Raw genomic sequence first — 25,317 nt, 5'->3', positions numbered from 1 at the left:
TTTGTTAAATTTCTGAAATATGCTAAACTATGATTGAATAGGAGTGCGATAAAAATCATGATTACGTTAAAATCAGCTCGCGAGATTGAAGCAATGAGAGAATCCGGCGAAGTGTTGGCCAATGTTCACCAACAATTACGGGGCTTTATTAAACCAGGTATTACTAGTTGGGACATTGAAATGTTTGTCCGGAAAATTATCAAAGACCATGGTGCTATTGCGGCGCAAATGGGCTTTGAAGGGTATAAATATGCGACTTGTGTTTCCGTAAATTCGGAAATTTGTCACGGATTTCCCCGCAAAGAAGTTTTAAAAAATGGCGACTTAATCAAGGTCGACATGTGCGTGGAATATAAAGGTGCGATGTCTGATTCTTGTTGGGCGTATGCAGTAGGGGAAGTGACACCTGAAATTCAACATTTAATGGATGTGACTAAAAAATCCATGTACTTAGGAATTGAACAAGCGCAAGTTGGCAATCGGATTGGCGATATTGGTCATGCGATTCAGACTTATGTGGAAAGTGAAGGTTTATCCGTTGTCCGGGATTTTGTTGGTCACGGAATTGGTCCTTCCATTCACGAAGAACCAAACATTCCACATTTTGGGGAAGCTGGGCGCGGCATGCGTCTTAGAGAAGGTATGTTAATTACCATCGAGCCCATGGTTAACATTGGCACTTGGAAAATGAAGATGGATCCAAATGGTTGGACCGCTTATACTAGAGATGGTAAATGGTCATGTCAATATGAACATACTTTGGCGATTACTAAAAACGGCCCACTTTTACTGACAAGTCAAGGTGTTGAAGGAACTTACTAAATTAAATTTAGCAATAGCGCGAAAAGCTCCAGCAAACAACGACTAACTTTTAGCCGCCGCTTGCGGAGCTGTTTTTTGTTCATTTATTAAAATAAAGATCGGAAGAAAGGAGGACGAAGATGGGACTGATTGAAAAATATATTAAAAATCAAAAATTATTGCAAATCATCCGAATTACCGCACAGCGAATGAAAGATGCGGAAATGGGGACATCGGCGGTGGTGGTCGCTTATTATTTATTACTTTTCTTGTTTCCATTATTGCTAACAGTCGGCAGTATTTTACCTTATTTAAATCTTGATCCCAATACCGTCCTTCCTTATATTAAAGAGCTGATGCCAACTGAAATTTATCAGCAATTGGAACCAGCCGTGGTAAATTTACTGACGGAAAGTTCCACCGGTGTTCTTTCTTTTTCAGCTTTGGCAACGATTTGGTCGGCGTCAAAAAGTATTAATGCCTTGCAAAACGCGATGAATAAAGCATATGGCGTCGAGGGGCGCCGAAATTTTATTTGGGCCAAAATAGTTTCTTTTTTAATGATGTTTTTATTGATTATTGCTTTATTAGCTTTGGTTTTAGTCTTAGGAATCGGTCAACAAGTCCTCAACTGGTTCCAAAGTGTCTTCCATTTTTCTACCAATATTCTCGACACCTTCGCCACTTTAAAATGGCCAGTAGTCATCATTGGCCTAGTTGTAGTGATGATTCTCATCTATCGAGTATTGCCTAATGCCAAAATTAAATTAAAACACGTTTTACCCGGTGCTATATTTACTTCCATCGGGTGGCTCTTACTTTCACAAGTATTTGGTATTTATATGGCGATGTTTTCACCAGCTATGGCTAGTTATCAAATCATCGGAAGTTTCATCGTCTTAATGCTGTGGCTCAATTTTGCCGCCACGATAATTATACTAGGGGCGGTATTAAACGCGGTAATTGCCGAAGTCTTCTTGGGGGAAGAATTGGAAGAACGTAGGGATGTGGTAGATCACTTTCGTCGAGTTAAAGATTGGTTTAAGCGTCGTAAAAATTCATAAAGATACAAAAATAGCGCCCAGCAGGACGCTATTTTTTCTTTTTCTTATGCAAATTTTGATCGCGGAATTCTTTACTACCAATCATATGGAAAAAGTAAAGAACCGGCTGATGATTTGGCCCCATTAAACCGATGAGCTCGGCGAAAAGTTCGAGACCAAAGATCAGGGAGAGAATTAATAAAATTGTTCCCCAAGAGTTACTGTTATAACTGAGTAAAAAAGCAATTAATGAAAAAAGTAAAGCTAAAGAGTAAATGGCCAACACAGCACCACGGTGAGTAAAACCTAAAGAAAGTAAGCGGTGATGCAAGTGCATTTTATCGGCTGAAGAAATCGGTTGATTATTGATATAGCGGCGAATTATTGCAAAAACTGTATCCGTTATGGGCACGCCTAGAATAATCATGGGTGTAATAACGGTTATAATCGTTGCATTTTTCAAACCTTGTAACGATAAAACAGAAATCATAAAACCTAGAAATAAAGCGCCGGTGTCACCAAGATAGATTTTTGCCGGATAAAAGTTATAAGGGAAAAATCCGCCAATAGCAGCGACTAAAATAAAAATTAAAATTGGAATATAAATCGCATCTGGATGAAGGAAAAAATAACCAATCACACCAATTGTTCCAAGGGCGATGATGGAAACGCCTGATGCTAGTCCATCAAGTCCATCGATTAAATTCACGGCATTGGTAATTGCCATAATCCAAAGAATGGTCATAGGGAGTGCAAAGATGCCCAAGTGAATCGTCCCCAAAAAAGGCACCGTTAATTGATCAAAATGGATACCAGCAACAAAATAAATTTCTAAAGCAGCAATCAAAATGCCGAGGGTTTTTAATTTAGGAGAAATCTCTTTCACATCGTCAATCATACCAGTGGCCACAATAATCGCAGCCCCAATCCAGATTTTTATCAAATAGTCCCGGGGAACTATTCCGTCGAATAATAAGAAAGCAGAAATTGAGAAACTTATAAAAACAGCCAAGCCACCAATTGTGGGCATCGCTATTCGATTCATCCGTCTGGCATTAGGGTTGTCGACGGCACCGATTTTAAAAGCCAACATCCGAACTAAAGGAGTAATGACTAATGAAAGCAGAAAGGTGACAAAGAGTTTGAAAAAAATGTTAAAAGTGTAATTCATGTAAGAGACTCACTTTCCTAGAGATAAAGAACTATCTCCATTCTACAATAGAAACAATTTTCATGCTATGCTTCTTTAAGAATATTTTAGATTTATGGGCCTGACTTGATTTTCATCGGCTGTTTTATTAAGATTAGGAAGGATTTATTTTAGGAGAAAATAAAATTTTTATGGAAGTAGGATAGTGTTAGTGAAAACAAAAGAAATTACTAAATTTGAAAAGTACTTTTTGTTCGTTCTGTTTTTTGAGTTATTTGCTGGTGGAGGAGGTCGTTTTATTGAAATCGGACCCTTATCCATTCGCCAAGTACTTTTTATTGGGATATTGTTGATTTTCGGTTGCCGATTTATCTTAAATAAGGATTCTCGAAAAGAATTGTTGAGCTATTTTATTAAACCAAATACGGCCATTTTTTGGCTAAGTATTGCGATGGTCGTCTGGATTGGAGCCAGCGCTTTATTAGGGATAATGAATCATCATGGTCTGGGAATGATTGTCACAGACTCGTTGCGGGTGATTTTTGTTATTTTGATTATTCCTTTTATTTACTATATTGATGAAAAACGATTCTCAGTAAAAAATCTGGTCACGGTCCTTTTTTGGGCCACGTTGGTAGTTTCTCTGATTACAATTACGATTACCTTAATTGGTAAATTTATGACTGACAGCCAATTTTACTATTTTTATAAAGATGTGAACGCACTTTTTCCAGGTGACTTATATTTCAGACCGTCCAGAGGTGTTTTTTATAAATCGCATTTCTTAGTTTTGTTTACTTTAATTATTGGCACCATCAAATTAATGGAAAAACAATTGACTAAGTTTCAAGGCTTGGTAATGGTGTTAGGAACTGTTTCTGTTATTTTATCTGAAACTCGTGGTTTGTATTTAGGCTATTTAGTGGGTCTTCTAACTTATGTGCTTACTAAAATTGTTATTTATTTCTGGGGAAATCGGCAAAGTTTGGCTTTAAGCAAAAAGAATAATGTACGTCGATTAATCATTTTAGTGGTTGCTATTATGGGTACTTTTTATTTTTACACGAATTCGACAATTTCTCGTTTCAGTGAACCTGGTGGCGCAAGTCAAAGTGAATATCAAGAAGAACAACCAGTGGAAGATGTCTCCATGAATGTTCGTTTGGTTTTATTTCAAGATTCCATTCGGATTATTAAAGCTTCTAAAGTGGGCGCTATAGTCGGAAATGGTTATGGGACGAAAATTGGTGATCGAATTACCGGTATTGAAATGAGTTTTGTGGATATATATGTCGAACAAGGCTTAATTGGTACCCTGATTTGGCTACTTTATGCGCTCCTTCCGTTATATTATTTTTTCCGAAGTTTCATGATTCGAAAAAAATTAGATAATATCAATATTGGATTGTTAGGCTGCACTTTAGCAATGATTTTAGTAACCAATATTAATCCGTTTTTAAATGGTCCCATTGGCCTAGGCTTCTTATTGCCAGTCATTGTATTAAGCTACAAGTTATTTAGAGATAGTAAAGACAACAAAAATGAAGAGGTCGCCTAATGAAATTAAGTATTGTCTTAGTTGTCTACAAAAAGAATGCAAAAGATCTTCCCATTTACCCATTGCTAAATGAACTGGCTGATTTGGGGATTTCTACTTTAATTTATGACAACTCTCCTTTTACACAAGAGGAGAGTTTCAATCAATTACCAGTCAGTTATCACCACGATCCGAGAAATCTGGGCGTGGCGGTAGCTTATAACTTTGCGCTTGAAAAATTGTTAGCAACGAATGAAGATCGTTTGGGACTTTTACTTTTGGATCACGACACACAAATTTCACTTTCTTACGTAAAAGAGCTTTTAGCTGCAGATTTTGGGCCAGAAGTTGGCGCGATTGTCCCCCAGATTTTTGCCGGACAAAAGCAAATTTCCCCGCTAAAAGCAGACCGCTATATTGCGCAAGGATTTACTGGATTGCCGGCCGGAGAATATTCGGAACCTTTTACGGGAATTAATTCCGGAGCATGTTTAAATGTCGATTTTCTAAAAGTGATTGGCGGCTTTAATAATGATTTTCCGCTAGATTTTTTAGATCATTGGTTGTTTTTTGAAATGGGAAAACGAGGATACACTTTACGAGTGTTGCCAGAAATCATTCAGCACGACTTATCTGTTCTTGATTACACAAAAGTAAGCCATCAGCGCTTTGAGAGTATTCTTCAAGGAGAGCAACTTTTTTATCAACGCTACAATACTCAGTTTTCAAATAATCATAAAAAACAATTATTAAAACGAACCGTTAAATTATTCGTTAAAGAAAAAGATCGCTACTTTTGGAAACGAACTTGGCAAGCGTATCGACAATTTAAATAGAGATGTTTTCCAGAATAAAGAAATCAGACTTGTGGTAAAATAAGAAAAGCATACAAAAGGAGAGGTCACTATGAAAGGAATTATTTTAGCAGGAGGATCTGGTACACGATTATATCCTCTAACGAAAGCCACATCGAAACAATTGATGCCCATCTACGACAAACCTATGATTTATTACCCAATGTCTACTTTAATGTTAGCGGGGATTAAAGATATTTTAATTATTTCTACCCCTGACGACACACCTCGTTTTGAACAATTATTTGGTGATGGTAAAGAACTTGGGATTAATATTCAATATAAAGTGCAACCAAGTCCTGATGGCTTAGCCCAAGCGTTTATTTTGGGTGAAGAATTTATCGGGGATGATTCGGTCTGCTTAATTTTAGGCGACAATATTTATTATGGTGGCGGTCTTTCTAAAATGTTGCAAAGAGCAGCCCAAAAAGAAGTCGGCGCCACTGTCTTTGGCTATCATGTCAACGATCCAGAACGCTTTGGCGTAGTGGAATTTAACGAAGAGATGCAAGCTATTTCGATTGAAGAAAAACCGGAAGAGCCAAAATCTAATTTTGCCGTTACTGGTCTTTACTTTTACGACAACCGCGTCGTTGAAATTGCTAAAAATATTGCACCTTCACCACGTGGCGAATTAGAAATTACTGATGTTAATAAAGTTTATTTAGAAGCTGGCGAATTATCTGTTGAAGTCATGGGTCGAGGATTTGCTTGGTTAGATACTGGGACGCACGAATCTTTGCTTGAAGCGTCAACTTTTATTGAAACCATTGAGAAACGGCAAAACTTAAAAGTCGCTTGTCTAGAAGAAATTGCATATCGAATGAACTACATTGATCGCGATCAGTTGATTGCTTTAGCCCAACCGTTAAAGAAAAATGATTATGGTCAATATATGTTGCGTTTAGCTGCGGAGGGAAAATAAAAAAATGAAAGTTACAAAAACAACGTTACAAGATGCCTTTATCGTAGAACCGGCCGTCTTTGGCGACCATCGTGGGTACTTTACCGAAAGTTATTCAGAAAAAGTTTTTCAAGAAGCAGGACTAAATTATAATTTTATTCAAGATAACCATTCTTTTTCCGCCCAAGCAGGCGTTGTTCGGGGCTTGCATTTCCAATTAGGCCAGGCTGCGCAAACAAAACTTGTTCGGGTAGTCACTGGTGTCTTATACGACGTGATTATCGATATGCGTAAAGGTTCACCTACTTATGGGCAACATGAAGGCTTTATTTTAAGTGAAGCCAATCACCGCCAACTTTTAGTACCAAAAGGATTTGCTCACGGTTTTTGTACTTTAACTAATGACGTGAATTTCTTGTACAAATGCGACAACTACTATGCACCAGAAGCTGATGGTGGCATTATGTTTAGCGATCCCGCTTTGAAAATTGACTGGCCGTTTGATTTAGCTAAAGCCATCACTTCTGAAAAAGATGCACATCACCCAACGTTTGCTGAATTTGAGAAAAATAATCCGTTTGTTTACGGTGAAATCTAGGAGGAACAGATGAAAAAAATTATTGTTACCGGAGGCGCCGGTTTTATTGGTTCTAATTTTGTTCATTATGTAGTGAACAATCATCCTGATGTGTTTGTAACGGTTTTAGATAAATTAACTTACGCCGGCAATCGCGAAAATCTTGCGGGACTTCCTGCAGATCGGGTGCAACTTGTAGTCGGAGATATTGCTGACGGTCCTTTAGTCAACGAGTTAGTGCAAGATTGTGATGCTGTCGTTCATTACGCCGCTGAATCTCACAATGATAACTCCTTAAAAGATCCATCACCATTTATTCAAACAAATTTAGTCGGGACCTTCACTTTACTAGAAGCTTGCCGCAAAAATAATGTCCGTTTCCACCATGTATCTACTGATGAAGTCTATGGTGATCTTCCTTTAAGAGAAGATTTACCAGGTCATGGCGACGGTCCGGGTGAAAAATTTACCGACCATACGCCTTACAATCCATCAAGTCCTTATTCAGCTTCGAAAGCCGGATCTGATTTATTAGTCCGCGCTTGGGTCCGTTCATTTGGCTTACAAGCAACGATTTCAAATTGTTCTAATAATTATGGCCCTTACCAACATATTGAAAAATTCATTCCTCGCCAAATTACTAATATTTTGTCTGGCATTAAACCAAAATTGTATGGCGATGGTAAAAATGTTCGGGACTGGATTCATACGAATGACCATTCTAGTGCTGTTTGGACGATTTTGACTAAAGGAAAAATTGGCGAAACGTATTTAATTGGCGCAGACGGTGAAAAAGACAATAAAACTGTCTTGGAACAAATTTTAGTTGAAATGGGTCAAAAGCCTGACGCTTACGACCATGTCAATGATCGTCCAGGTCATGATTTACGTTACGCCATCGATTCTACGAAATTACGTGAAGAACTTGGCTGGAAACCTGAATACACTGATTTTAACGAAGGATTAAAAGATACCATTGATTGGTATACAAAACACCAAGACTGGTGGAAAGCTGAAAAACAAGCAGTTGAAAATAAATATGCGCAAGTAGGGCAGTAAGTCCTGGCTAAAGGAGAACGATGGAAGCTAAAAGCAGTCACTTGGTCGTTACCAAGAACAATAATTTTGATATCATCCGTTTTTTTGCTGCTATTTTAATTGTCTGGTTTCACTCCTATCCGTTAAGTGGAACAGGGAACAATCATGAATTTATTTATTTGCTTAGTCGGGGACAAATGACCGCCGGATCTCTAGGAGTAATGATTTTTTTTGTGATTTCTGGTTTGTTAATTCCCATGAGCTATCAAAGAACGAATAATGTTGTTCAATTTTTTAAAGCCCGGGTTTTGCGGATTATGCCCGCTTTTATTGTAGTCATCTTATTATCGGCTTTTGTTTTAGGGCCGTTAGTATCCGATTTGCCACTAGGAGCCTATTTCAAACATCCAATGACGTGGGATTATCTTAAAAATATGACTTTGTATACTATGCGCTACAATTTACCTGGTGTCTTTACTGAAAATATTTATCCGAATGCTATCAATGGTTCGATTTGGACACTTTGGTACGAATTTTTTTACTATATAGTGATCATTGTTTTAGGTCTCAGTAAATTATTACGCAAAGAAACTAGTCTTATTTTATATGGCTTATGTTTAGTAATGGTTTTTCTAAATGTTCAAACAGGCTATTATTATTGGCTTTTAGGCATGTATTTTTTTGCTGGAATGGTATTTTACTATTGGCGGGATACTATTGTTCTAAATGGTAAAATTGCTTTGGCGGCGTTTGTATTAATAATTGCCAGCATATTTTTAGGACATTTGCCAGAAATGCTATCTTTTGCAGGTAGCTATCTTATCTTTTTCTTCTCATTAGGACCGGTACCAAAGCTAGCTAATTTCAGTCGTTTTGGCGACTTATCTTACGGGATTTATATTTATTCTTTCATCATTCAGCAGCTTTTGATGTATTTGTTTCATAACCAACTTTCTCAATTGCAAAATTTTTTCTTCACCTTACCACTTGTTATGATTTGTGCTTACATTTCTTGGCATCTTATCGAAAAAAATTGCATGAAGCTTAAAAATAAAAAACTATTTCCAATTCGAAAGGTAGATGGATTGAACCATGAGTAAAAATGTTTTGATTACAGGCGGAGCAGGTTTTATCGGTAGTACAATTGCTCTTAAATTGTTAAAAAAAGGCTATCAAGTAACCGTACTAGATTCTTTATCACCACAAATTCACGGGGAAAATCCCGATAATTCTGAGCTTTATCAAAGAATTAAAGGCAAAGTTAACTTTATTAAAGGGGACGTCCGGAATCGTCAAGACTGGGAAAAGGCCCTGGAAAATCAAAATATTATCGTCCATTTAGCAGCTGAAACTGGAACCGGCCAATCAATGTATGATATTCAAAAATATGTAGATATTAATATTGGCGGAACCGCTCTGCTCTGGGATATTTTAACAAATAAAAAAACAGCAGTAGAAAAAGTTGTTGTAGCTTCATCACGCGCTATCTATGGAGAAGGCCGTTACCATTGTGCGAAAGATGGCGATGTTTATCCGATTGAACGGCGCGATGAAGATATGGCAAAAGGCGATTTCGAAGTAAAATGTCCTATTTGTAACGGAGAGGTTGAACTCGTTGGTACTACTGAAGACTCTAAAATCCATCCAACTTCAACGTATGGTTTAACAAAACATACTCAAGAAGAATTATCTTTGATGATTGGTAAATCCATTGGCATTCCAGTAGTTACTTACCGTTATCAAAATGTATACGGTCCAGGACAATCATTAAAAAATCCTTACACGGGTATTTTGTCTATTTTTTCTACCATTATTAAAAACGGCAACGATATAAATATTTTTGAAGATGGTTTGGAAACTCGTGATTTTGTTTATATTGATGATGTTGCTGACGCTACTATTTTAGGCATTGAAAAAGAGGAAGCAAATTTCCACTCCTTTAATGTCGGAACAGGCGAGAAGACGGATGTCCTTACTGTTGCTAAAACTTTAATTGAGAAATATGGGATTCCAACCGAAGTGAAAGTTAGTGGGAATTATCGTCTAGGCGATATTCGTCACAATTTTGCCGACATTTCTTTGATTCATAATTTACTAGGGTTCACGCCGAAAGTAAGTTTTGACGAGGGCATTGGTCATTTTGCTGACTGGGTCAATCAACAAGAAATCGAAAAAGACAATTACGAAGCTTCCATCGCTGAAATGAAAGAAAAAGGACTATATAAATAATGAACACGCCCCTTTCTTTGGACGGAAAAAATATTTTACTGTTAGCACCTAAGTTTTTCGGCTATGAAAAAATGCTTCAAAAAGCCTTAGAGAAACTGGGCGCTCAAGTTACTTTTTATGATGAGCGCCCTAGTAACTCCACAGCTGGAAAAGCGATGCTGAGAATTAATCCTCGCCTCATGCAAGATCAAATCAAAAAATACTACCAAAAAATATTGTCAGATACGGCCGATTTTTCCTTTGATCATATTTTGATTTGTCAAGGAGAGGCTACCCCGATATTTTTTTTGGAGGAATTAGCCAACTATTTTCCCAAATCCTTTAAGACACTGTATTTTTGGGATTCTATGGAAAATAAAATCCACAATCGAGAAAAGGCGGCCTATTTTGATTTAGTGTCTTCATTCGATTATCAAGACTGTCAAAAATATGGTTGGCATTTTCGTCCGTTATTTTTTGATACAAGTTATGAAACACTCCAAAAGTCAGAACAAAACGTCTTAGACTTGTTCTTTGTCGGCACAATCCACTCAGACCGCTTTATTATTTTAGAACAAATAAAAAAAGCCTTTCTAGCTGAGAAACGGTCGGTTTTTTTCTATTATTTTATTCCTTCAAAGTTAATGTTTTACTATTATAAATACTTGAAAAAAATCATTCCCAATGCGCAGCTAAATGATTTTCACTATCAAGCCTTAAACAAAGACGTTTTGCAAGAAAAGTTAGCCGCGGCTAAAACGGTTGTCGATATTCAACATCCTGCCCAAAGTGGGTTAACCATGCGAACTATAGAAATGCTCGGTGCCAAGAAAAAGTTAATTACGACTAATTCAGATGTTGTCCATTATGATTTTTATCGCAGTGAAAACATTTGTGTTGTCGATCGCACGGATGTCCAAGTCCCTGAAAATTTTTTGCGCTCCACTTATCAGGAAATACCAGAGGAAGTTTATCGACGATACGATATTCACTATTTTGTTTGTGAGTTATTGGGAATTGTAACAGGAGGGAATTATCATGACTAGACCAAGCGTTTCAGTTGCCATGGCAACTTATAATGGAGAAAAATTTGTACTCACTCAAATCCAAAGTATTATAAGCCAGCTTGCACCTAATGATCAATTAGTGATTTCAGACAATGGATCAACCGATCAAACGGTTAAAATAATTGATGAAAATTATCATCATGATTCTCGTGTTGAATTAATTTTTTGCCAAGAAAAAGGCGTGATTGCTAATTTTAGCTACGCATTGAGCCATTGTCGTAATGAAATCATTTTTTTGAGTGACCAAGATGATGTTTGGCTTCCTAATAAAGTTGACGTTTTTTTAGAGCATTTTTCTAAACAACCAGAAATTGATTTATTCATGTCTGATATTACAGTTGTTGATAATCAGTTGGAAGTGATGATTCCTTCATTTTTTGCCTATCGTAATACGGGACTCGGAGTTGGAAAAAATATTCTCAAAAATACCTTTATTGGTTGTGCCATGGCTTTTCGTAAAAGTTTCATTTCACCACTTTTGCCGATCCCTAGAAAAGTCCCAATGCACGACATGTGGTTTGGCATTTTAGCCAACAAGCACCATAAAGCCGCCTTGATTTCTGAAAAATTAGTTTTATACCGTCGCCATGAAGATACAGTGACTACCGTAGAAAATCAGTCAAGTTTACGTGAAAAATTACTTTGGCGCTTTCGCATTATTTACTTTGTCTTCTTTTATCGCGTGAAAACCAATTAAAAAGGAGAATGATTTTGTGACTTCAAAAAAGAAAACTTTGCTGAATCTGACTTCACTTGGTAGTATTCAAGTACTTAATTTATTGCTGCCACTCATCACGATGCCTTATATTGCCTTAGTTTTGGGTGTGGATAATTATGGGCTAATTGGTTTTGCTCAGTCGATTATGACTTACTTTTTACTAGTGGTAGACTATGGATTTAATATAACAGCCACCAGACAAGCCTCGATCAACCGTCATGATGAGGCAAAGGTGAATCACTTATTTACGACAGTAATGGTTAGTAAACTCCTTTTAACTGGTGGCTGTTTTGTTATTTTGTTAGCCATGATGAGTTTTATTCCTAAAATGCAAATCAATCCATTGCTTTACATTTTATACTTTGGAATCGTAGTGGGAAATGCCTTGTTTCCTATTTGGTTTTTCCAAGGGATTGAAGAAATGAGTGCGGTGGGAATTTTAAATTTTGTTTCTAAACTCATTTTTACATTAGGTTTATTTATTTTTGTTAAGTCAAGTGACGATATTTTGCTAGTTGCTTTTCTAAATGCTTTAGGTTACATAACAATTGGACTGATTTCATGGTGGTATGTTCGTTGGCACTTTAAAGTCAGGATAGTTAAAATTCGTTGGTCAGATGTAAAAGACAGTCTGAAAGAAGGTCGCGATTTTTTTGTAACCAATATGGCCAGCTCAACCTTTACGACGACTAATATTTTTATCTTAGGATTGCTGACGACCAATACGATCACTGGTTATTTTAATCTAGCATTTACCGTGATCCGCGTCTGTTCAACAATTGCGCTACCGATTATTCAAACTTTTTATCCAAAATTATCTTTACAATACGAGTCATCAAAAGAACAAGCCTTTACTTTTGTTAAAAAGTTATTAATAGTGATGACGATTCTGTTTGCCGTTGGATGCCTGATCTTGTTGTTTGGCGCACGGCCAATCTTACAATTAATTTTCGGCGATCAATTCAACCATTCAATTATTTTAATTCAAATTATGGCCTTTCTACCATTATTTTACGCCTGGGAAAATACGTTAGGGATGTTAGTGATGGCTTTAGCTGGCTTTCAAAAAGAATTGTCGAAAATGTATGTCATTGTGGCAATTTTTACTGTCGCCCTTTTAATTACACTCACGTTGAACTTTGGGGCAATCGGAACAGCGATCAGTGCACTTAGCGCTGAAGTATTGTTAACCATTTTTGTAGTAACTTTTCTAAAAAAGAAAAAAGTATTTTTAAAATAAATGACAGTTCCTCTTTCACTTGAAAGAGGGCTTTTTTTTGCTTTTAAAAAAGGACAAAGATTAATTTCGCCTAGAAAATCAATCTTTGCCCTTTTTTTAGGATAAATTCTAAAAAAAATTCGGAAAATCTAGCCAAAAGACTAAATTTCTTGCTAATAAAGGTAAGTTAAATGAAAATTAAAAACCAAATGTTTTAAAAAACAAGGGGATTAAAAAACGAAATAGAAATATTCAAAAAACAAGAGAAAGAAAAATCTTTTTAAACGCCAATAAGAAAAAATGTTATTTAATTATTCTAAAAAAACCAAAAAACACCAATTATTAAATTCGTTATACCGTATATTACGTTGAGGGATAAAAAAACGCAAAATAATTCATTAGAATCAAAATACAAAGATATTTTTATAAAAAGTGACCAAAAAGAAAATCTGCATTTTATCCGATTTGTTTTTTAATTTCCGATTTGGAAACTCTTTTCAAGAATCCTAAGAACACAGGAATCTCCATAAAAAAACACGGGTTACAAAAATAAAAATACACAATTTGGAACAAGACATAAATTTATAAAGCCCTTTAAATTATTATTGACATTTTGAAATGAATTGGATACAATTCACTTGTAGTATAAAAAACATTGGAGGTCTCTAGTTTATGAAGAAAAACAAAAATGCTCGTCATGACGATTTATCTTCTGTAGATAATGGAAGTAAAAAAATCTACAAAATGTATAAATCGAAAAAAAGCTGGGTTGTAGCACCAGTTATCTTAGGTTTATTAGCCGCTGGTTTAGGCGCACCCGTAGAATCACATGCAGCTGAAGGTGCTAAACTTCCAGTTGTTGAAGAAGTTGCCATTGTAAAGGCAAAATTAGATGAGGCCAAAACTGCAGCACGCGACCATGTAAACTTGTTAGTAGCTTCAGCACCAAGTTTCGAAGCTTTCAAAATCTCTGACGAATCAACTTTTGCTGATTTATTAGAAGCTGCTGCAGACGAAAATGCTGTTGCTGATGCTGAACATCAAGCATATGTTGCTTTCCCTGACGTATTAGCCGCTGAAAAAGGCGCAAGCCAAATTTCAACGATTAATGGTCTTAAATTTTTACCTGCAGCTGAAAAAAAGACTGCAGTAAGTAATGTAGTTTCTTCATTATCAAGTGGTAGCAATTTCTTAAACGAAGCTTATAGCGAAGATCTTTCTACTGCCATTGCAAATGTTGAAGCAGTAGTTGCTAAAGCAGCTAATGTTACAGCAGCTAACGCGGTTGTTGACGCAGCAGTAGTAGCTGACGCTAAATTAGATTTAGCTACTTACAAAGCTTTTTATGTTGCAAAATTACCAGCTTTAACTTTCCTTTCAGCAACTGAACAAGATTCTTTCCGTAAACAAATTAATGTAGCAACAACTAATGCTGAAGTTGATACAGCTTATGCTGCAGCTGTAGCTCAAGATGCAGCTACTGAAGAAACTTTACGCGCTGAAGCACAACTTGTTGTTGATGCTGTCCAAAATGCAACTAACAAAAAAGCTTCTCAAGATGCTTTAGACAAAGCAGAAACTAGAGATGCAATTGCAGCTGCAAAAGCAAAAGCTCAAGGCTATGTTGATGCTGAAAAAGCTGCTGCTGATTTAAAAGCTGCTAAAGATGAATTGACAGCTAAAATTAAATCTGATGGTTCAATTTACAGCGTTCCAGCTGCAAAAGTAACTGAATTTGTTAATAAAGTTGCTGCTGCTAAAACTTTAGCTGATGTTGAAGCTGTTTCTGATGCTTGGGGCGATGCCTTAGTTGAATTTGCTGAAGCATTCGTTGAAGCTGCTAAAGGTCAAGTAAGTGCTTTGGAATATTTATCAGAAGTTGCTGAAAATGATTACCTAGCTTCAATCCAAGCACATCCAAAAGACGTGAACTCTGTTCTTGGTATTGTTGCTGCTGCTAAAGCTGAAGACGCTGCTAATAAAGTTGTTGTTGATGCCGCTGTTGCTCAAGCTAAAGTAACTATTGCTGGCTTTAACTTAACTGATGCACAAGTAAAAGCTACTGAAGCAAATCTTGCTGCTGCTCGTTCAGTTGGACAAGTAAATGCTGCTGTTTCTACTGCTAAAGGATTATCTGATGCTGCTGATTTAGCTGAAGCAAAAGTTGCTGCTGTTAAAGAAGTAAATGCTTTAGAATATTTAGTTGATAAAGCTGGCGCTGTTGCGAAAGTTAATGCTGCTAAAACTTTAGCTGATGTAGACGCTGCTGTTGCTGCTGCTAAAGCACAAGACTTCAAAGATGGCGTTGCTAGCTTAGAATTAAAAGAAGCTAAAGAATTAGCTAAACAAGGTTTAGAAACATTAACAAGCTTAACTGCTGCTCAAAAAGCACAAGCTATTGCTGATGTTGATGCAGCTAAAGATTCAGCTGCTGTTCAAAATGTATACAACACTGCTGTTACTTTGAATAAATTAAATGCTGAAGAAGCTGCTGCTGCTAAAGCTTTAGCTGATGCAAAAGCTGCTGCAAACAACACAATTGATGCTTTAGAATATCTTCCAGCTTCTACTAAAGAAGCTTACAAAGCTGAAGTTGCTGCTGCAACGACAGTAAAAGATGTTAAAAAAGTTGTTGATAAAGCTGTTGCTTATGATCAAGAATTAGAAGATGCTGCTGATGCTTTCCAAGCTAAGAAAAATGAAGTAGCTAGCTATATTTCTGAACTTGACTACTTAAGCAATGCTGACAAACAAAGTTATATTGCTGCAGCATTTGCAACAAGTACTGAAAAAGAATTGTACAATGTTCAAGAAAATGCTCGTAATGCTGATGCTTTAGCTGGTGTTGCTAGTGAAGATTTCAAAGTTGGACAAGAAGTTGCTAAAAATGCAATTGCTGGTTTAGATAGCTTAACAAATGCTGAAAAAGTTGCTTACCAAAATAAAGTAAGTGCCGCTACTACTAAAGCTGGCGTAGCTGCTGTATTGCAAGCTGCTATTGATCAAAATGTTTCAATCAATGATGAAAGACAAGTTGCGATTGTTAAACAAGCATTGAAAGATGCTGATTATGCAAAAGCTCAAATTGCTGTCAATAACATGAAAAATCCAGCTACACAAGCTGCTCAACAAGCATTATTAAATGATGCAAAAGCTTTGAGTGAAGCTAAATCTGCTGCTTATGAAGTAATTGATGGACTTGTTAATAGCTCTGCTGCTCAAAAACAAGCTTTGAAAGCTGAAGTTTCTAAATTAACGACTGCTGCTGCTGTTAATGCAAAAGCTGCTTCTTTAATTAAAGCTGACAATGCTATTTCTGACGCTCCTTGGATTGCTCTTGCTGAAAAATTAATCAGACAAGGTGACTTTGATGGCGCGAAAGCTGCAATTGCTAAAGTTAAAGATCCTGACGAAAAAGCTCGCTTATTATCTCTTTTACAAGCTGATGGCTGGACTTTAGGCGAAGATGGATTATGGTACTTCTACCAAGGTGGCGAACTTTCTAAAGGTTGGTTACTTGATGGCGGAAAATGGTACTTCTTAGACACAACATCAGGTGCTATGAAAACTGGTTGGCAATTAGTCAACGGTGAATGGTACTACATGAGCACAACTTCAGGTAAAATGTTAACTGGTTGGGCTCAAATTAAAGGCCAATGGTACTTCTTAGACGCTAATGGCGCTATGGCAACTGGTTGGGCTTTAGTTAATGGTCAATGGTACTACTTGAGCACAGTTTCAGGCGCAATGAAAACTGGTTGGTTATTAGTTGCTAATAAATGGTACTATGCTGTACCTAATGGCAACGTACTTGTAAGTACTTCACGAGTAATCAACGGCGTACGTTATGTCTTTGATATCAGTGGTGCTTGGGTTAACTAATTTTCCTTCTATATTAATAAGGGGAAATTTCATTAACAAATAAGTAAAAAAAATACGTTTCAAGTCTTGATGACTTGAGGCGTATTTTTTTGTCTTTTAGAAGTAGAGCCGAAGTTTTAGTGTTCACTGTTAAACGTTGTATAGAGCTAAAATTGTACTGTTAAGGAGGTCACAGCGGCCACCAGCAAATGATTATGTTCTATCTATGAATTACAATTCAAAGTCGTTTAGCTACCATTTTTTTGAATTTTTACATAAAAAAACAGAACCTCGGAAGGCTCTGTCATGAGTGGTTAATTTTTTTAATTAAAATAATATTGATTGAGTTTTCGTTTTAGTTTAAGAAGAATGATGATCAGAGAAGTAACGAAATTTCCTAAAAGTAGAATCAAGAAAAATGGCGTACCAAATGCAAAATCTATGAAGTAAACTAAAACGCCAAATAAAATGACATTTGGGAAAAAGAGGAAAGTATTGAAGATTGTTTTTAACCAGTTTTTAAGAGTCATTCTAGTAGGCGCATGGAAAGTTTTTTCAGAAGGCTCATCGGTAAATTTTTCTAACGTAATAAGATTTCGCATAGTCGAATCAAGAAACAAACAGCCAAAAACTGTAGCTAAAACCAACCAAGCAGGATAAAGATTTAGTTGAATTAAAGATAACGCAAAGGAGATGCAGAAAAAAGGATGATCAATCATATGGGCCAAAAAATCTAATTCAGATCCAAATTTTGAAAAAGTTTTCGTATAACGGGCGACTTCACCGTCTGAACAATCTAAGATAAACCACAGTTGAATCAAAATTGCCCCAACAATTTTGGCCCAAAGAAAAGGGAACATGAAAAACAAACCGCCCAAGATACCAGAGATAATCATATACAGAGTAATCCGATTGGGTTTCGTGCCTTTTTTGATAAAGTAATAAGAAAAATCTGGTGAAATACGATTTGAGATTAGATAGGAAGCTGAAAAGTAAATTAATAATTCATTCCAATCTATTTTTTTTGATAAATCTTGCTTAAATTCTTTTTTCGTTAGTTGCATTTTATCCCTCCAAAATAAAAGACCTAATATCCTTATACTACTTTCTTTTAGGCTAGTTTTCAAGGTCTAAAAGCAAAAAAGTAGAGAACAATTGAGCTGTTCTCTACTTTTGTTCTAATCACAAGTATAAAGTTCCCAATACTCGATTAAATTGTTGAGTTGGACATTATAAGTAGGGCTTGTCGCATAGCGGCCTGTCAGATAAAGAGTCGCATTTTGATAGGTCTTGGCTACTGATCTAAAGGCCCCGTAATAGTAGTCAACTTGGCCAGTATTACCACCTTGTTCTAAAAATAAAGCGCGATCGGCAAAGGACTCTTCAAGTGTGAGATATTTTTTAAAAGAAGCCTCAATAGTAATATATTCGCCTTTTGCTGCATCCCATTCTTGGGTGGGTACGACAACCGAAAGACCGGGATAACCAGCAGGAGCTTTAATGCCAAAAAAGTTATTATGCTGACTTGCTAGTGTGCTTTGACCAAAACCAGATTCTAAAATGGCTTGCGCTAACATGACGGAAGCGAATTGATCACGCTCTTTCATTACCGTCTCGCCAGGTCCTTTAATCATATTGACGAATTGTTGTTGGAAGTCATCACGAAAAAGAACTTCTTTTTTTGTCCAAACTTTTTGACCGTTTAAAGTAAAAGCCACAAAGCGACCACTTTTGGTAATTAATTCATCAGTCACTCGGACAGTCTGATTTAAATAACTATTCGTATTGCCCACGGTGCGATAATCAGCAGAGCTGCGGAAGATTTGATTATATATTGGAGAATTAGCTAATTTTACCGTTGCGTTATAAGCATACGGCTTAAAATCTTGTAAAACCGGCTCGAATTCCTCGTAACCTGCCGCTGTAGTCCAACCAAGTAGTTCACCATTGTTGGCAAAATTATGACTAACACCGTTAATATTCTGATTTCCCCGAGCCATGTCTCCTGAGGCTTTCAAATAAAAGCGTTGCTTACCACTATTTAAAAAACCAGTGTGCATTGCGCCATTACTGTTAAGGAAATACCAAGTGTTGCCAATAGCTAGCCAGTTTGTTTGCATTTGACCAGCGTTATTTAAAAAGTACCATGTTCCAGCTTCATTAAACCAGCCGTGGCGCATGGCTCCTGATGCATTAAAGTTATAGTAAATATGATTAATACTTTCCCAACCAGTCTGCATAATACCAGAAGAATTAAAGTAATAAGTCGCACCACCAAGCACGTTAAAGCCTACCGCCATGGCGCCATCATTATGCAAAAGGTACCAAATAGATCCTTGCTTGAGCCAACCAGTTTTCATGGCGCCACTGTTAGGTGTTAGAAAGTACCACTTTTGACCAACGCGTTGCCAACCTTCTAACATTTTTCCACTGTTGTTAAAAAAGTACCAAGTGCCATTGACTTTTTGCCAATTTTTTTTCATGCTGCCATCAGAACCAAGGAAGTACCAAGTATTATTTTCTTTGAGCCAATTGGTGGCCATTTGACCATTGTGTGGGTTCAAATAGTACCATGTTCCAGAAATTGATTGCCAACCGACTTGTTTTTGACCATTTTGATAGTAGTACCAGTGCGCATCAACTTTTTTCCAACCATTTTGCTGACTGGTGATACTTGTTCCGTGGTTATCGGCATGTACTTCCTGAATGGTAGCAAGCCCCATACAACCGAATAGAAAAGTCATCATAAATAATTTTTTGATCATTGTTTCCTCCCCATTTTTAATAAGTTCCCGAAGCATTTAATTTGTAGCCGCCAATGGTCGTATTATAAGCCATGGCGCCGTTAGCATAGAAGTAGTACCAATGCGAATTAATTAAACGCCAGCCCGTTTGCATATCACCGCCGTCACTTAAATAAAACCAATCTTTCCAAATTTTTGCCCAACCAGTGACCATTTTTCCGCTAGTAGTGGAGAAATAGTACCAATGACCATTAACAAATTGCCAAGCAGTAATCATTTCGCCGCTGCGATTTGAATAATACCAAGTACTTCCATCATAAACCCAACCAATCGCTAAATCACCGTTGCGATTTAAGAAGTACCAGTGTTTATTTTTTAATTGCCAACCGGTAAACATTTTGCCATTGTTGTCAAAAAGATACCATTTATTTTTAATAAGTCCCCAACCGGTAGTGTACTTGCCGCCGGAGTAGTAATACCAGGCTTTATTTTGATAAACCCAACCGGCAGTTTCTAGGCCATTTTCATCAAAGAAATGGAGAGAGCCATCGATTGTTAGGGAGCCAGTGGTAACGAGGCCTTCTGCTTGAATATAATAACGGTTGCCAGCAAAATTTTGCCAACCTTTTGGAGCTGTTTTACCATTTAAAAATAAATAAAGTTTGCCAGAAATCCGGAAGACACCAGAATCTACTCGTTGGCCGGTTGTTTCATCAAATAAATACACTTGACCATTAATTATTTTAGATCCGGTAGCCAAAGCACTGTTTTCTTCAAAATAATAAGTGTGACCGTTCAACTCGGTTAAGCCTGTTCCTTTAACTTGCGTGAAGTCGGCATTAAATAAATAGAGCTTATTGTCAATTTTAGTTAAGCTGGAAGCAGCGGCGCCATTTTTACCGGAATCAAAGTAATAAGTCTGACCATTTTGATTGAGCCAACCCATTTGGCGATGACCGTCTGCTGCGTAATAATAGTGAGCGGATCCGACTTGTTGCCAACCGGTCATCATTTTTCCGGAAGCATCAAAGAAGTAAATCAATGAACCGATTTTTTGTTCGCCGGTTAACATTTGACCTTGACTGTTTAAGAAATAATATTTATCGCCTAGTAAAATCCAACCTTTTTGCATTGTGCCGGAAGCATCAAAATAATACCAGCGGCTGTTAATCATTTGCCAATTGGTCAACATTTGACCGTTCTGGTTGAAATAATAATTTTGTCCGCCTAATGATAACCAACCAGTCTGGACTTGTCCTTGAGCAGTAAAGTAATACCATTGATTGTCATTTTTATACCAACCTGTTTGTAAAGCAGAGCGAGAAACCCAACCGGTGATGCCATTTACGGTAACTTTGGCCCAAGTATCTGCGGAAGTTTCCGCTAGTTCCAAAATATTAACTGCGCCTGGTTGTTGATCGGTCCAAGCTAAAATAGTTTCACCTGATCCTGTGTTAGGAATAGCTTGATAAATAGGTTTACGAGCACCTGAAAACTGGCTATAACTTCCAGGAGATGGAATCGATTTAGCAAAAGCTATTTGGTCTGGCAAACGATTAAAATGATATTTCACCACTTCAAAGTATTGGGCAAATGAATAACCAAAATTATTGAAATAGCCAACTGGATCCCCATGATCTGTGCCGCCTAAAATATTAGAAACTTCAAAATGCCCCCAAATAGAGCCAATTGGATTCGTTGAAGTACTAGCAGAATTCGCCCGACTTGGATTTAAAGCAAATTTTTTGAGATTCAAAGCGGCGTAATATGCTTGATTGTTAATTGATTTATAAAAAGCTTGGCGATTGCCAGTATGACGAACTAATTCTACTTGGACGAAATAATCATTGGCATAACTGCCAGCACCCCAAACTTTATATTGGGTAGGATGAATTTCGATAATCTTATTTTGATCCACAAAAGCGTGGACGAACACACTGCGATAATTTTTATACATATAAGAAATTTCATTTTCGATAGTCGAAGTAGGATTAGCTGTTTCATGAATCACCACGCCACGAGGACGACCGGTAGAAATATAATCCATAATCGGTAACTTAGGTAGATGTCGAATTTCAATCTGAGCTAATGTGTTTGCGACAATTTGTTGATTCACACTATCTAATGAAGCAACGGCCACATCATTGAGATTTGGCTGAGCAAATGGCACGGGGGCTTGAGGGGCCATTTTTTCTGGTTCCTCTTTTTGAACGGGTGGCGTTGGTGCTACTGGTGCCGTACTTTCACTAGTGGAAGAAGACTCAGAGCTATTGGTGTTTTCACTAGATGGAGCAGTTGAGGAAGGAGAAGTGCTTGCTGAAGAAGAAGTGGAAGCGGTGGTGCTGGATGAAGAAGTTGTAGAAGTTGACTGACTTTCTGTAGTTGTTACAAGTTCATTTTGGGAACTAGAACTTGTGGGGAGATTGTCTTGAGCCGTAACGTCCCATGAATTGATTAAAAGGACTGAAAGCAAGCTGGAAGCAAGAATTAATTTTTTCATTTTAAAACTCCTATTTTTCTTTTGATAGTTACAATTTTAACACGTAATCTTAATTTCTTGAATACGAAACCAAAATTTTGTTTAAAAAAATGCTGAAAATAAAAGAAAAATTGAAAAAGCCAAAAAAAGCCAAAAAAAAATTGAAAAAAGTCAAAAAATATTGAGAAAAAAGCTTGTTATCCTCTAGGTCAAATGGTAGAATAAATTATCGTTCAGAAAATGAACAAAAGGAGAGGGTTTTGATGGATAAGATTTATGATTTATTGTTAATGATTCACAATCAGTCGGAAGTTACTCAACGACAACTGGCCGAAAAAGCCGAACTTTCATTAGGAACAACGAATGCCTTATTGAGTTATTTAGAGGATCACGATTTTATTATCGTTGATAAAAGTAAGGCCCGCCATTTTCAATATTATTTAACGGATTCAGGGGAGAATAAGCTCAAAGAACTTTTACAAAGTTTTAAAGCAACGAAACTACAACTGGCCAGTAAAAAAGCCCAAGTAACCCAGGCGGTTATTTTAGCCGCTGGGTTTGCTCCTGATTTTTCTAAACCGGCGTGTCTAGTGCCAATCAACGAGGAAGGCGTCACTTCACTGGAGCGAACTTTGCGATTGTTAAATGATCGCGGTGTGAACCAAATAACTATTGTGGTGGGGTATCAAAAAGAGGCATTTGAAAAATTTGCTAGTCCTACTGTTACCTTAATTGAAAATCCTGATTACACTTTAACGGGTACGATGTCTTCTTTAAGTAAAGTTTTTCCTTTATTAGAGGAAGACTTTATCTTAATTGATGGAGATTTGGTGTATGAGGAATATATTTTAGATCAATTATTGACCAACCAGGCGGCCAATACGATTTCTACGGTGGCCTTATCAGGTTCTGGCGATGAAGCTTTTGTTGATATGGATGAAGAAGATAATCTGATTCGCATTTCAAAAGATATTCGTCAAATGAATCGCCTGTCAGCTGAAATGATGGGGATTTCTAAAATTTCCCGAGAATTGCTAAAAGAAATGAAAAACCTTTACGCTAAAAATAATAATCAATGGCTCAATTATGAATATTTAATTTTACAAGCAGCGCAAACCTATGAAGTAAAATGTGTTACTTCCGATAATGTTGCTTGGGGTGATTTAGACGACCAGGCTGCATTAACGCAAATTAATCACTATATTTGGCCGACTATTCAAAGACACGAAGATGAACGGCAAGTGGAATATGCTAAAGAAAAATTAATCGAAATCTTAAATTTAGCGCCACAAGATATTTCAGATATTCATTTTGCTGGAGGAATGACTAATACGAATTATCAAGCGGTGATTAACGGTGAAGATTACTTTATTCGGATTCCTGGCAAATGTACGGAAGTGATGATTAATCGGGATAATGAAGCATTAAACGCCCAAATCGGATCCGCGTTAAATATTAATGTCGATACTTTATATATCAATCCGCAAACCGGCATCAAAATTACAAAAGCCGTCACTGAAGCGGAAACATTATCTCCGAGAACTGCCCGTATTCAAGAAACGATGCGTGAAGTAGCGACAATTTTGAAAAATTTACACACGGCAGATATCACTTTTCCCAATGATTTTTCTTTTATGGATGAATGGAAAAAATATGAAGATTTAGTTCAAGCGCAAAATGTGCCTTTTTATCCTGAGTATCAACAACTTAGAGAAGATGTTTTGCAGATGACGGAAATTTTAAAAAATAAATACGGCCTACTTCGTTACCCTTGTCATAATGATTTGGTGGCGGAAAATTTTGTCAGAGATGGTCAAAGTGGCAAATTATATTTATTAGATTGGGAATATTCAGGGATGAACGATCCATCTTGGGATTTGGCTGCTTTTTCGATTGAAAGTGAGTTAACTGAAACGGAGTTAAATTACTTTTTAGAACAATATTTTGGTCGACCAGCGACCAAAGCTGAAAAACAAAAAGTAAAAATGTTTCAAATTTATCAAGATGTCTTGTGGAGTGTCTGGACGATTGCCAAAGAGTCAGCGGGTGTTAGCTTTGGGGCATACGGAATTGACCGATATAATCGCGGTAAAAAACAACTAGAAGAGGTGTTGGCAGATGAACAATAAAATCACCAGTGAAGGAAAAGGAATTGCAACAGGTTTAGCCGGAGGACTTTTGTGGGGTTTAGATACTGTTTTGGTGGGCGTCATTTTGGCGATGTCGCCATTAAGCGGAGCGGTAGCTTTAGCACCGTTAGTTTCCACCTTCTTACATGACTTTTTTTCAAGTATTTGGATGTTGATTTACACAGCTTTTCATAAAAATCTAAAGAACTTTATTAAATCTTGGCCAAAGCGGAGCGGTCGTTTCGTAACTATTGCGGCCTTGTTTGGTGGCCCCATTGGGATGACCGGTTATATGTTATCGATTCGTTATATCGGAGCCTCTAACACGGCAATTATCTCAGCCATGTATCCAGCAGTTGGCGCATTTTTCGGTTATTTATTTTTGAAAGAGCGGATGAGTAAACGGGGATTTTTAGGTCTGGCGATTGCTATGGGCGCAACGATGATTCTCGGATTTACATCGCCTGAAGCGCCACAAAATATTGTGCTAGGCATTTTGTTTGCTTTGTTATGTGTGTTTGGTTGGGGGATGGAAGCTGTTATCACCGCTTATGGCATGAAAAATGATTTGCTACCCGATCTTGCTCTCCAAATTCGGCAACTTGTTTCGGCGCTAGTCTATGGTATTTTTATTATTCCAATCATCGGCGGCTATCCGCTTGTTTTAGAAATTATTCAAAGTCCAGCAATTATTGTCATCGCTTTGACGGCATTAGCTGGAACAAGTTCATATTTGTGTTATTATCGTTCTATCGATAGTATTGGGGCAATTAAGGCAATGGGATTAAATATAAGCTATTCTGCTTGGGCTATTTTTATCGGGATTTTCTTTGGCAATGGGATAAGTTTTAAAGAAGTTATTTTGGCTGTCTTGATTATTGCCGGGTCGATTTTAACGACGGATAATCCTAAAGAATTTTTGCAAATTTTTATTTTGAAACCAAAGAAGTCGACAGAAATATAATATAGAAGGAAGTTTTATAAATTT

The 25,317-nt window shown here is 37.0% G+C and carries 19 protein-coding genes; 15 read left to right on the top strand and 4 right to left on the bottom strand.

Annotated elements, in window-relative coordinates:
- Nucleotides 1–57: 57 nt before the first annotated feature.
- Both map and BQ5341_RS09715 read left to right on the top strand, forming a co-directional pair.
- A complete protein-coding gene (gene map, locus BQ5341_RS09720) occupies nt 58–822 on the top strand; it encodes a type I methionyl aminopeptidase (protein ID WP_071131787.1) in 765 nt (254 codons plus the stop codon).
- A 119-nt stretch (nt 823–941) separates the two neighbouring features.
- Nucleotides 942–1,865 (top strand): YihY/virulence factor BrkB family protein, encoded by a 924-nt coding sequence (locus BQ5341_RS09715; protein WP_071131786.1) that lies wholly within the window; start codon nt 942–944, stop codon nt 1,863–1,865.
- 28 nt (nt 1,866–1,893) lie between these two features.
- Here the strand turns inward: BQ5341_RS09715 and BQ5341_RS09710 are convergent, their stop codons facing one another.
- The gene (locus BQ5341_RS09710; RefSeq protein ID WP_071131785.1) at nt 1,894–3,015 is read right to left on the bottom strand and encodes a glycosyltransferase family 4 protein; all 1,122 of its coding nucleotides are present in this window, start codon (nt 3,013–3,015) and stop codon (nt 1,894–1,896) included.
- Between the two features lie 184 nt (nt 3,016–3,199).
- Here BQ5341_RS09710 and BQ5341_RS09705 point away from each other — a divergent pair, with 184 nt between their 5' ends.
- The 11 genes from BQ5341_RS09705 to BQ5341_RS09655 all read left to right on the top strand — a co-directional run bounded on the left by BQ5341_RS09705 (nt 3,200) and on the right by BQ5341_RS09655 (nt 16,998).
- The gene (locus tag BQ5341_RS09705) at nt 3,200–4,552 is read left to right on the top strand and encodes a hypothetical protein (protein WP_235836398.1); all 1,353 of its coding nucleotides are present in this window, start codon (nt 3,200–3,202) and stop codon (nt 4,550–4,552) included.
- The gene (locus BQ5341_RS09700) at nt 4,552–5,367 is read left to right on the top strand and encodes a glycosyltransferase family protein (protein ID WP_071131784.1); all 816 of its coding nucleotides are present in this window, start codon (nt 4,552–4,554) and stop codon (nt 5,365–5,367) included. Before BQ5341_RS09705 ends, BQ5341_RS09700 begins: the two co-directional genes overlap by 1 nt.
- Nucleotides 5,368–5,437: 70 nt before the next feature.
- Nucleotides 5,438–6,310, top strand: coding sequence for a glucose-1-phosphate thymidylyltransferase RfbA (gene rfbA, locus BQ5341_RS09695; RefSeq protein WP_071131783.1), 873 nt, complete (start codon nt 5,438–5,440; stop codon nt 6,308–6,310).
- 4 nt (nt 6,311–6,314) lie between these two features.
- Entirely contained in the window at nt 6,315–6,887 is a 573-nt protein-coding gene (gene rfbC, locus BQ5341_RS09690; RefSeq protein ID WP_071131782.1) for a dTDP-4-dehydrorhamnose 3,5-epimerase, read from the top strand.
- Nucleotides 6,888–6,896: 9 nt separating this feature from the next.
- Nucleotides 6,897–7,925 carry a dTDP-glucose 4,6-dehydratase gene (gene rfbB / locus BQ5341_RS09685; RefSeq protein WP_071131781.1) on the top strand — a complete coding sequence of 343 codons (1,029 nt, stop codon included), beginning with the start codon at nt 6,897–6,899 and terminating at the stop codon, nt 7,923–7,925.
- A gap of 20 nt (nt 7,926–7,945) precedes the next feature.
- Nucleotides 7,946–9,004, top strand: a complete 1,059-nt coding sequence (locus tag BQ5341_RS09680) for an acyltransferase family protein (protein WP_071131780.1) — start codon at nt 7,946–7,948, stop codon at nt 9,002–9,004.
- On the top strand, nt 8,997–10,133 hold the full coding sequence (locus BQ5341_RS09675; RefSeq protein WP_071131779.1) for an SDR family NAD(P)-dependent oxidoreductase: 1,137 nt from the start codon (nt 8,997–8,999) through the stop codon (nt 10,131–10,133). Before BQ5341_RS09680 ends, BQ5341_RS09675 begins: the two co-directional genes overlap by 8 nt.
- Nucleotides 10,133–11,158 (top strand): WaaS/CpsH family glycosyltransferase, encoded by a 1,026-nt coding sequence (locus tag BQ5341_RS09670; RefSeq protein WP_071131778.1) that lies wholly within the window; start codon nt 10,133–10,135, stop codon nt 11,156–11,158. The genes BQ5341_RS09675 and BQ5341_RS09670 overlap by 1 nt, the downstream gene beginning before the upstream one ends.
- On the top strand, nt 11,151–11,876 hold the full coding sequence (locus BQ5341_RS09665) for a glycosyltransferase family 2 protein (protein ID WP_071131777.1): 726 nt from the start codon (nt 11,151–11,153) through the stop codon (nt 11,874–11,876). Before BQ5341_RS09670 ends, BQ5341_RS09665 begins: the two co-directional genes overlap by 8 nt.
- A gap of 16 nt (nt 11,877–11,892) precedes the next feature.
- Nucleotides 11,893–13,137, top strand: a complete 1,245-nt coding sequence (locus tag BQ5341_RS09660; RefSeq protein ID WP_071131776.1) for a flippase — start codon at nt 11,893–11,895, stop codon at nt 13,135–13,137.
- A gap of 651 nt (nt 13,138–13,788) precedes the next feature.
- On the top strand, nt 13,789–16,998 hold the full coding sequence (locus tag BQ5341_RS09655; protein WP_071131775.1) for a KxYKxGKxW signal peptide domain-containing protein: 3,210 nt from the start codon (nt 13,789–13,791) through the stop codon (nt 16,996–16,998).
- Between the two features lie 302 nt (nt 16,999–17,300).
- Here BQ5341_RS09655 and BQ5341_RS09650 read toward each other — a convergent pair whose 3' ends face one another.
- The 3 genes from BQ5341_RS09650 to BQ5341_RS09640 form a co-directional block, all read right to left on the bottom strand.
- Nucleotides 17,301–18,041, bottom strand: a complete 741-nt coding sequence (locus BQ5341_RS09650) for a CDP-alcohol phosphatidyltransferase family protein (protein ID WP_071131774.1) — start codon at nt 18,039–18,041, stop codon at nt 17,301–17,303.
- A gap of 114 nt (nt 18,042–18,155) precedes the next feature.
- The gene (locus BQ5341_RS09645) at nt 18,156–19,742 is read right to left on the bottom strand and encodes a glucosaminidase domain-containing protein (protein ID WP_071131773.1); all 1,587 of its coding nucleotides are present in this window, start codon (nt 19,740–19,742) and stop codon (nt 18,156–18,158) included.
- A 16-nt stretch (nt 19,743–19,758) separates the two neighbouring features.
- Complete coding sequence (locus BQ5341_RS09640) at nt 19,759–22,221, bottom strand: N-acetylmuramoyl-L-alanine amidase (protein WP_071131772.1); 2,463 nt, start codon at nt 22,219–22,221, stop codon at nt 19,759–19,761.
- 242 nt (nt 22,222–22,463) lie between these two features.
- Between BQ5341_RS09640 and BQ5341_RS09635 the strand changes: the two genes are divergently transcribed.
- Complete coding sequence (locus tag BQ5341_RS09635; protein WP_071131771.1) at nt 22,464–24,329, top strand: phosphotransferase; 1,866 nt, start codon at nt 22,464–22,466, stop codon at nt 24,327–24,329.
- Nucleotides 24,319–25,293 (top strand): DMT family transporter, encoded by a 975-nt coding sequence (locus BQ5341_RS09630; protein WP_071131770.1) that lies wholly within the window; start codon nt 24,319–24,321, stop codon nt 25,291–25,293. Before BQ5341_RS09635 ends, BQ5341_RS09630 begins: the two co-directional genes overlap by 11 nt.
- Nucleotides 25,294–25,317 lie beyond the last annotated feature (24 nt).

The sequence above is a fragment of the Enterococcus timonensis genome (assembly GCF_900104595.1).
GTDB classification, from domain to species: Bacteria; Bacillota; Bacilli; order Lactobacillales; family Enterococcaceae; genus Enterococcus_J; species Enterococcus_J timonensis.
The sequence above is the reverse complement of the archived record's forward strand: the minus strand, read 5'-3'. Positions and strand labels throughout refer to the sequence as shown.

What these genes read in the sequence shown, in the direction of transcription:
- BQ5341_RS09700 (WP_071131784.1), top strand. Translation starts at nt 4,552, where the DNA reads ATGAAATTAAGTATTGTCTTAGTTGTCTACAAAAAGAATGCAAAAGAT.
- BQ5341_RS09650 (WP_071131774.1), bottom strand. Translation starts at nt 18,041, where the DNA reads ATGCAACTAACGAAAAAAGAATTTAAGCAAGATTTATCAAAAAAAATA.
- BQ5341_RS09640 (WP_071131772.1), bottom strand. Translation starts at nt 22,221, where the DNA reads ATGAAAAAATTAATTCTTGCTTCCAGCTTGCTTTCAGTCCTTTTAATC.
- map (WP_071131787.1), top strand. Translation starts at nt 58, where the DNA reads ATGATTACGTTAAAATCAGCTCGCGAGATTGAAGCAATGAGAGAATCC.
- BQ5341_RS09630 (WP_071131770.1), top strand. Translation starts at nt 24,319, where the DNA reads ATGAACAATAAAATCACCAGTGAAGGAAAAGGAATTGCAACAGGTTTA.
- BQ5341_RS09670 (WP_071131778.1), top strand. Translation starts at nt 10,133, where the DNA reads ATGAACACGCCCCTTTCTTTGGACGGAAAAAATATTTTACTGTTAGCA.
- rfbC (WP_071131782.1), top strand. Translation starts at nt 6,315, where the DNA reads ATGAAAGTTACAAAAACAACGTTACAAGATGCCTTTATCGTAGAACCG.
- BQ5341_RS09675 (WP_071131779.1), top strand. Translation starts at nt 8,997, where the DNA reads ATGAGTAAAAATGTTTTGATTACAGGCGGAGCAGGTTTTATCGGTAGT.
- rfbB (WP_071131781.1), top strand. Translation starts at nt 6,897, where the DNA reads ATGAAAAAAATTATTGTTACCGGAGGCGCCGGTTTTATTGGTTCTAAT.
- BQ5341_RS09710 (WP_071131785.1), bottom strand. Translation starts at nt 3,015, where the DNA reads ATGAATTACACTTTTAACATTTTTTTCAAACTCTTTGTCACCTTTCTG.
- BQ5341_RS09645 (WP_071131773.1), bottom strand. Translation starts at nt 19,742, where the DNA reads ATGATCAAAAAATTATTTATGATGACTTTTCTATTCGGTTGTATGGGG.
- BQ5341_RS09715 (WP_071131786.1), top strand. Translation starts at nt 942, where the DNA reads ATGGGACTGATTGAAAAATATATTAAAAATCAAAAATTATTGCAAATC.
- BQ5341_RS09665 (WP_071131777.1), top strand. Translation starts at nt 11,151, where the DNA reads ATGACTAGACCAAGCGTTTCAGTTGCCATGGCAACTTATAATGGAGAA.
- BQ5341_RS09635 (WP_071131771.1), top strand. Translation starts at nt 22,464, where the DNA reads ATGGATAAGATTTATGATTTATTGTTAATGATTCACAATCAGTCGGAA.
- BQ5341_RS09680 (WP_071131780.1), top strand. Translation starts at nt 7,946, where the DNA reads ATGGAAGCTAAAAGCAGTCACTTGGTCGTTACCAAGAACAATAATTTT.
- BQ5341_RS09655 (WP_071131775.1), top strand. Translation starts at nt 13,789, where the DNA reads ATGAAGAAAAACAAAAATGCTCGTCATGACGATTTATCTTCTGTAGAT.
- rfbA (WP_071131783.1), top strand. Translation starts at nt 5,438, where the DNA reads ATGAAAGGAATTATTTTAGCAGGAGGATCTGGTACACGATTATATCCT.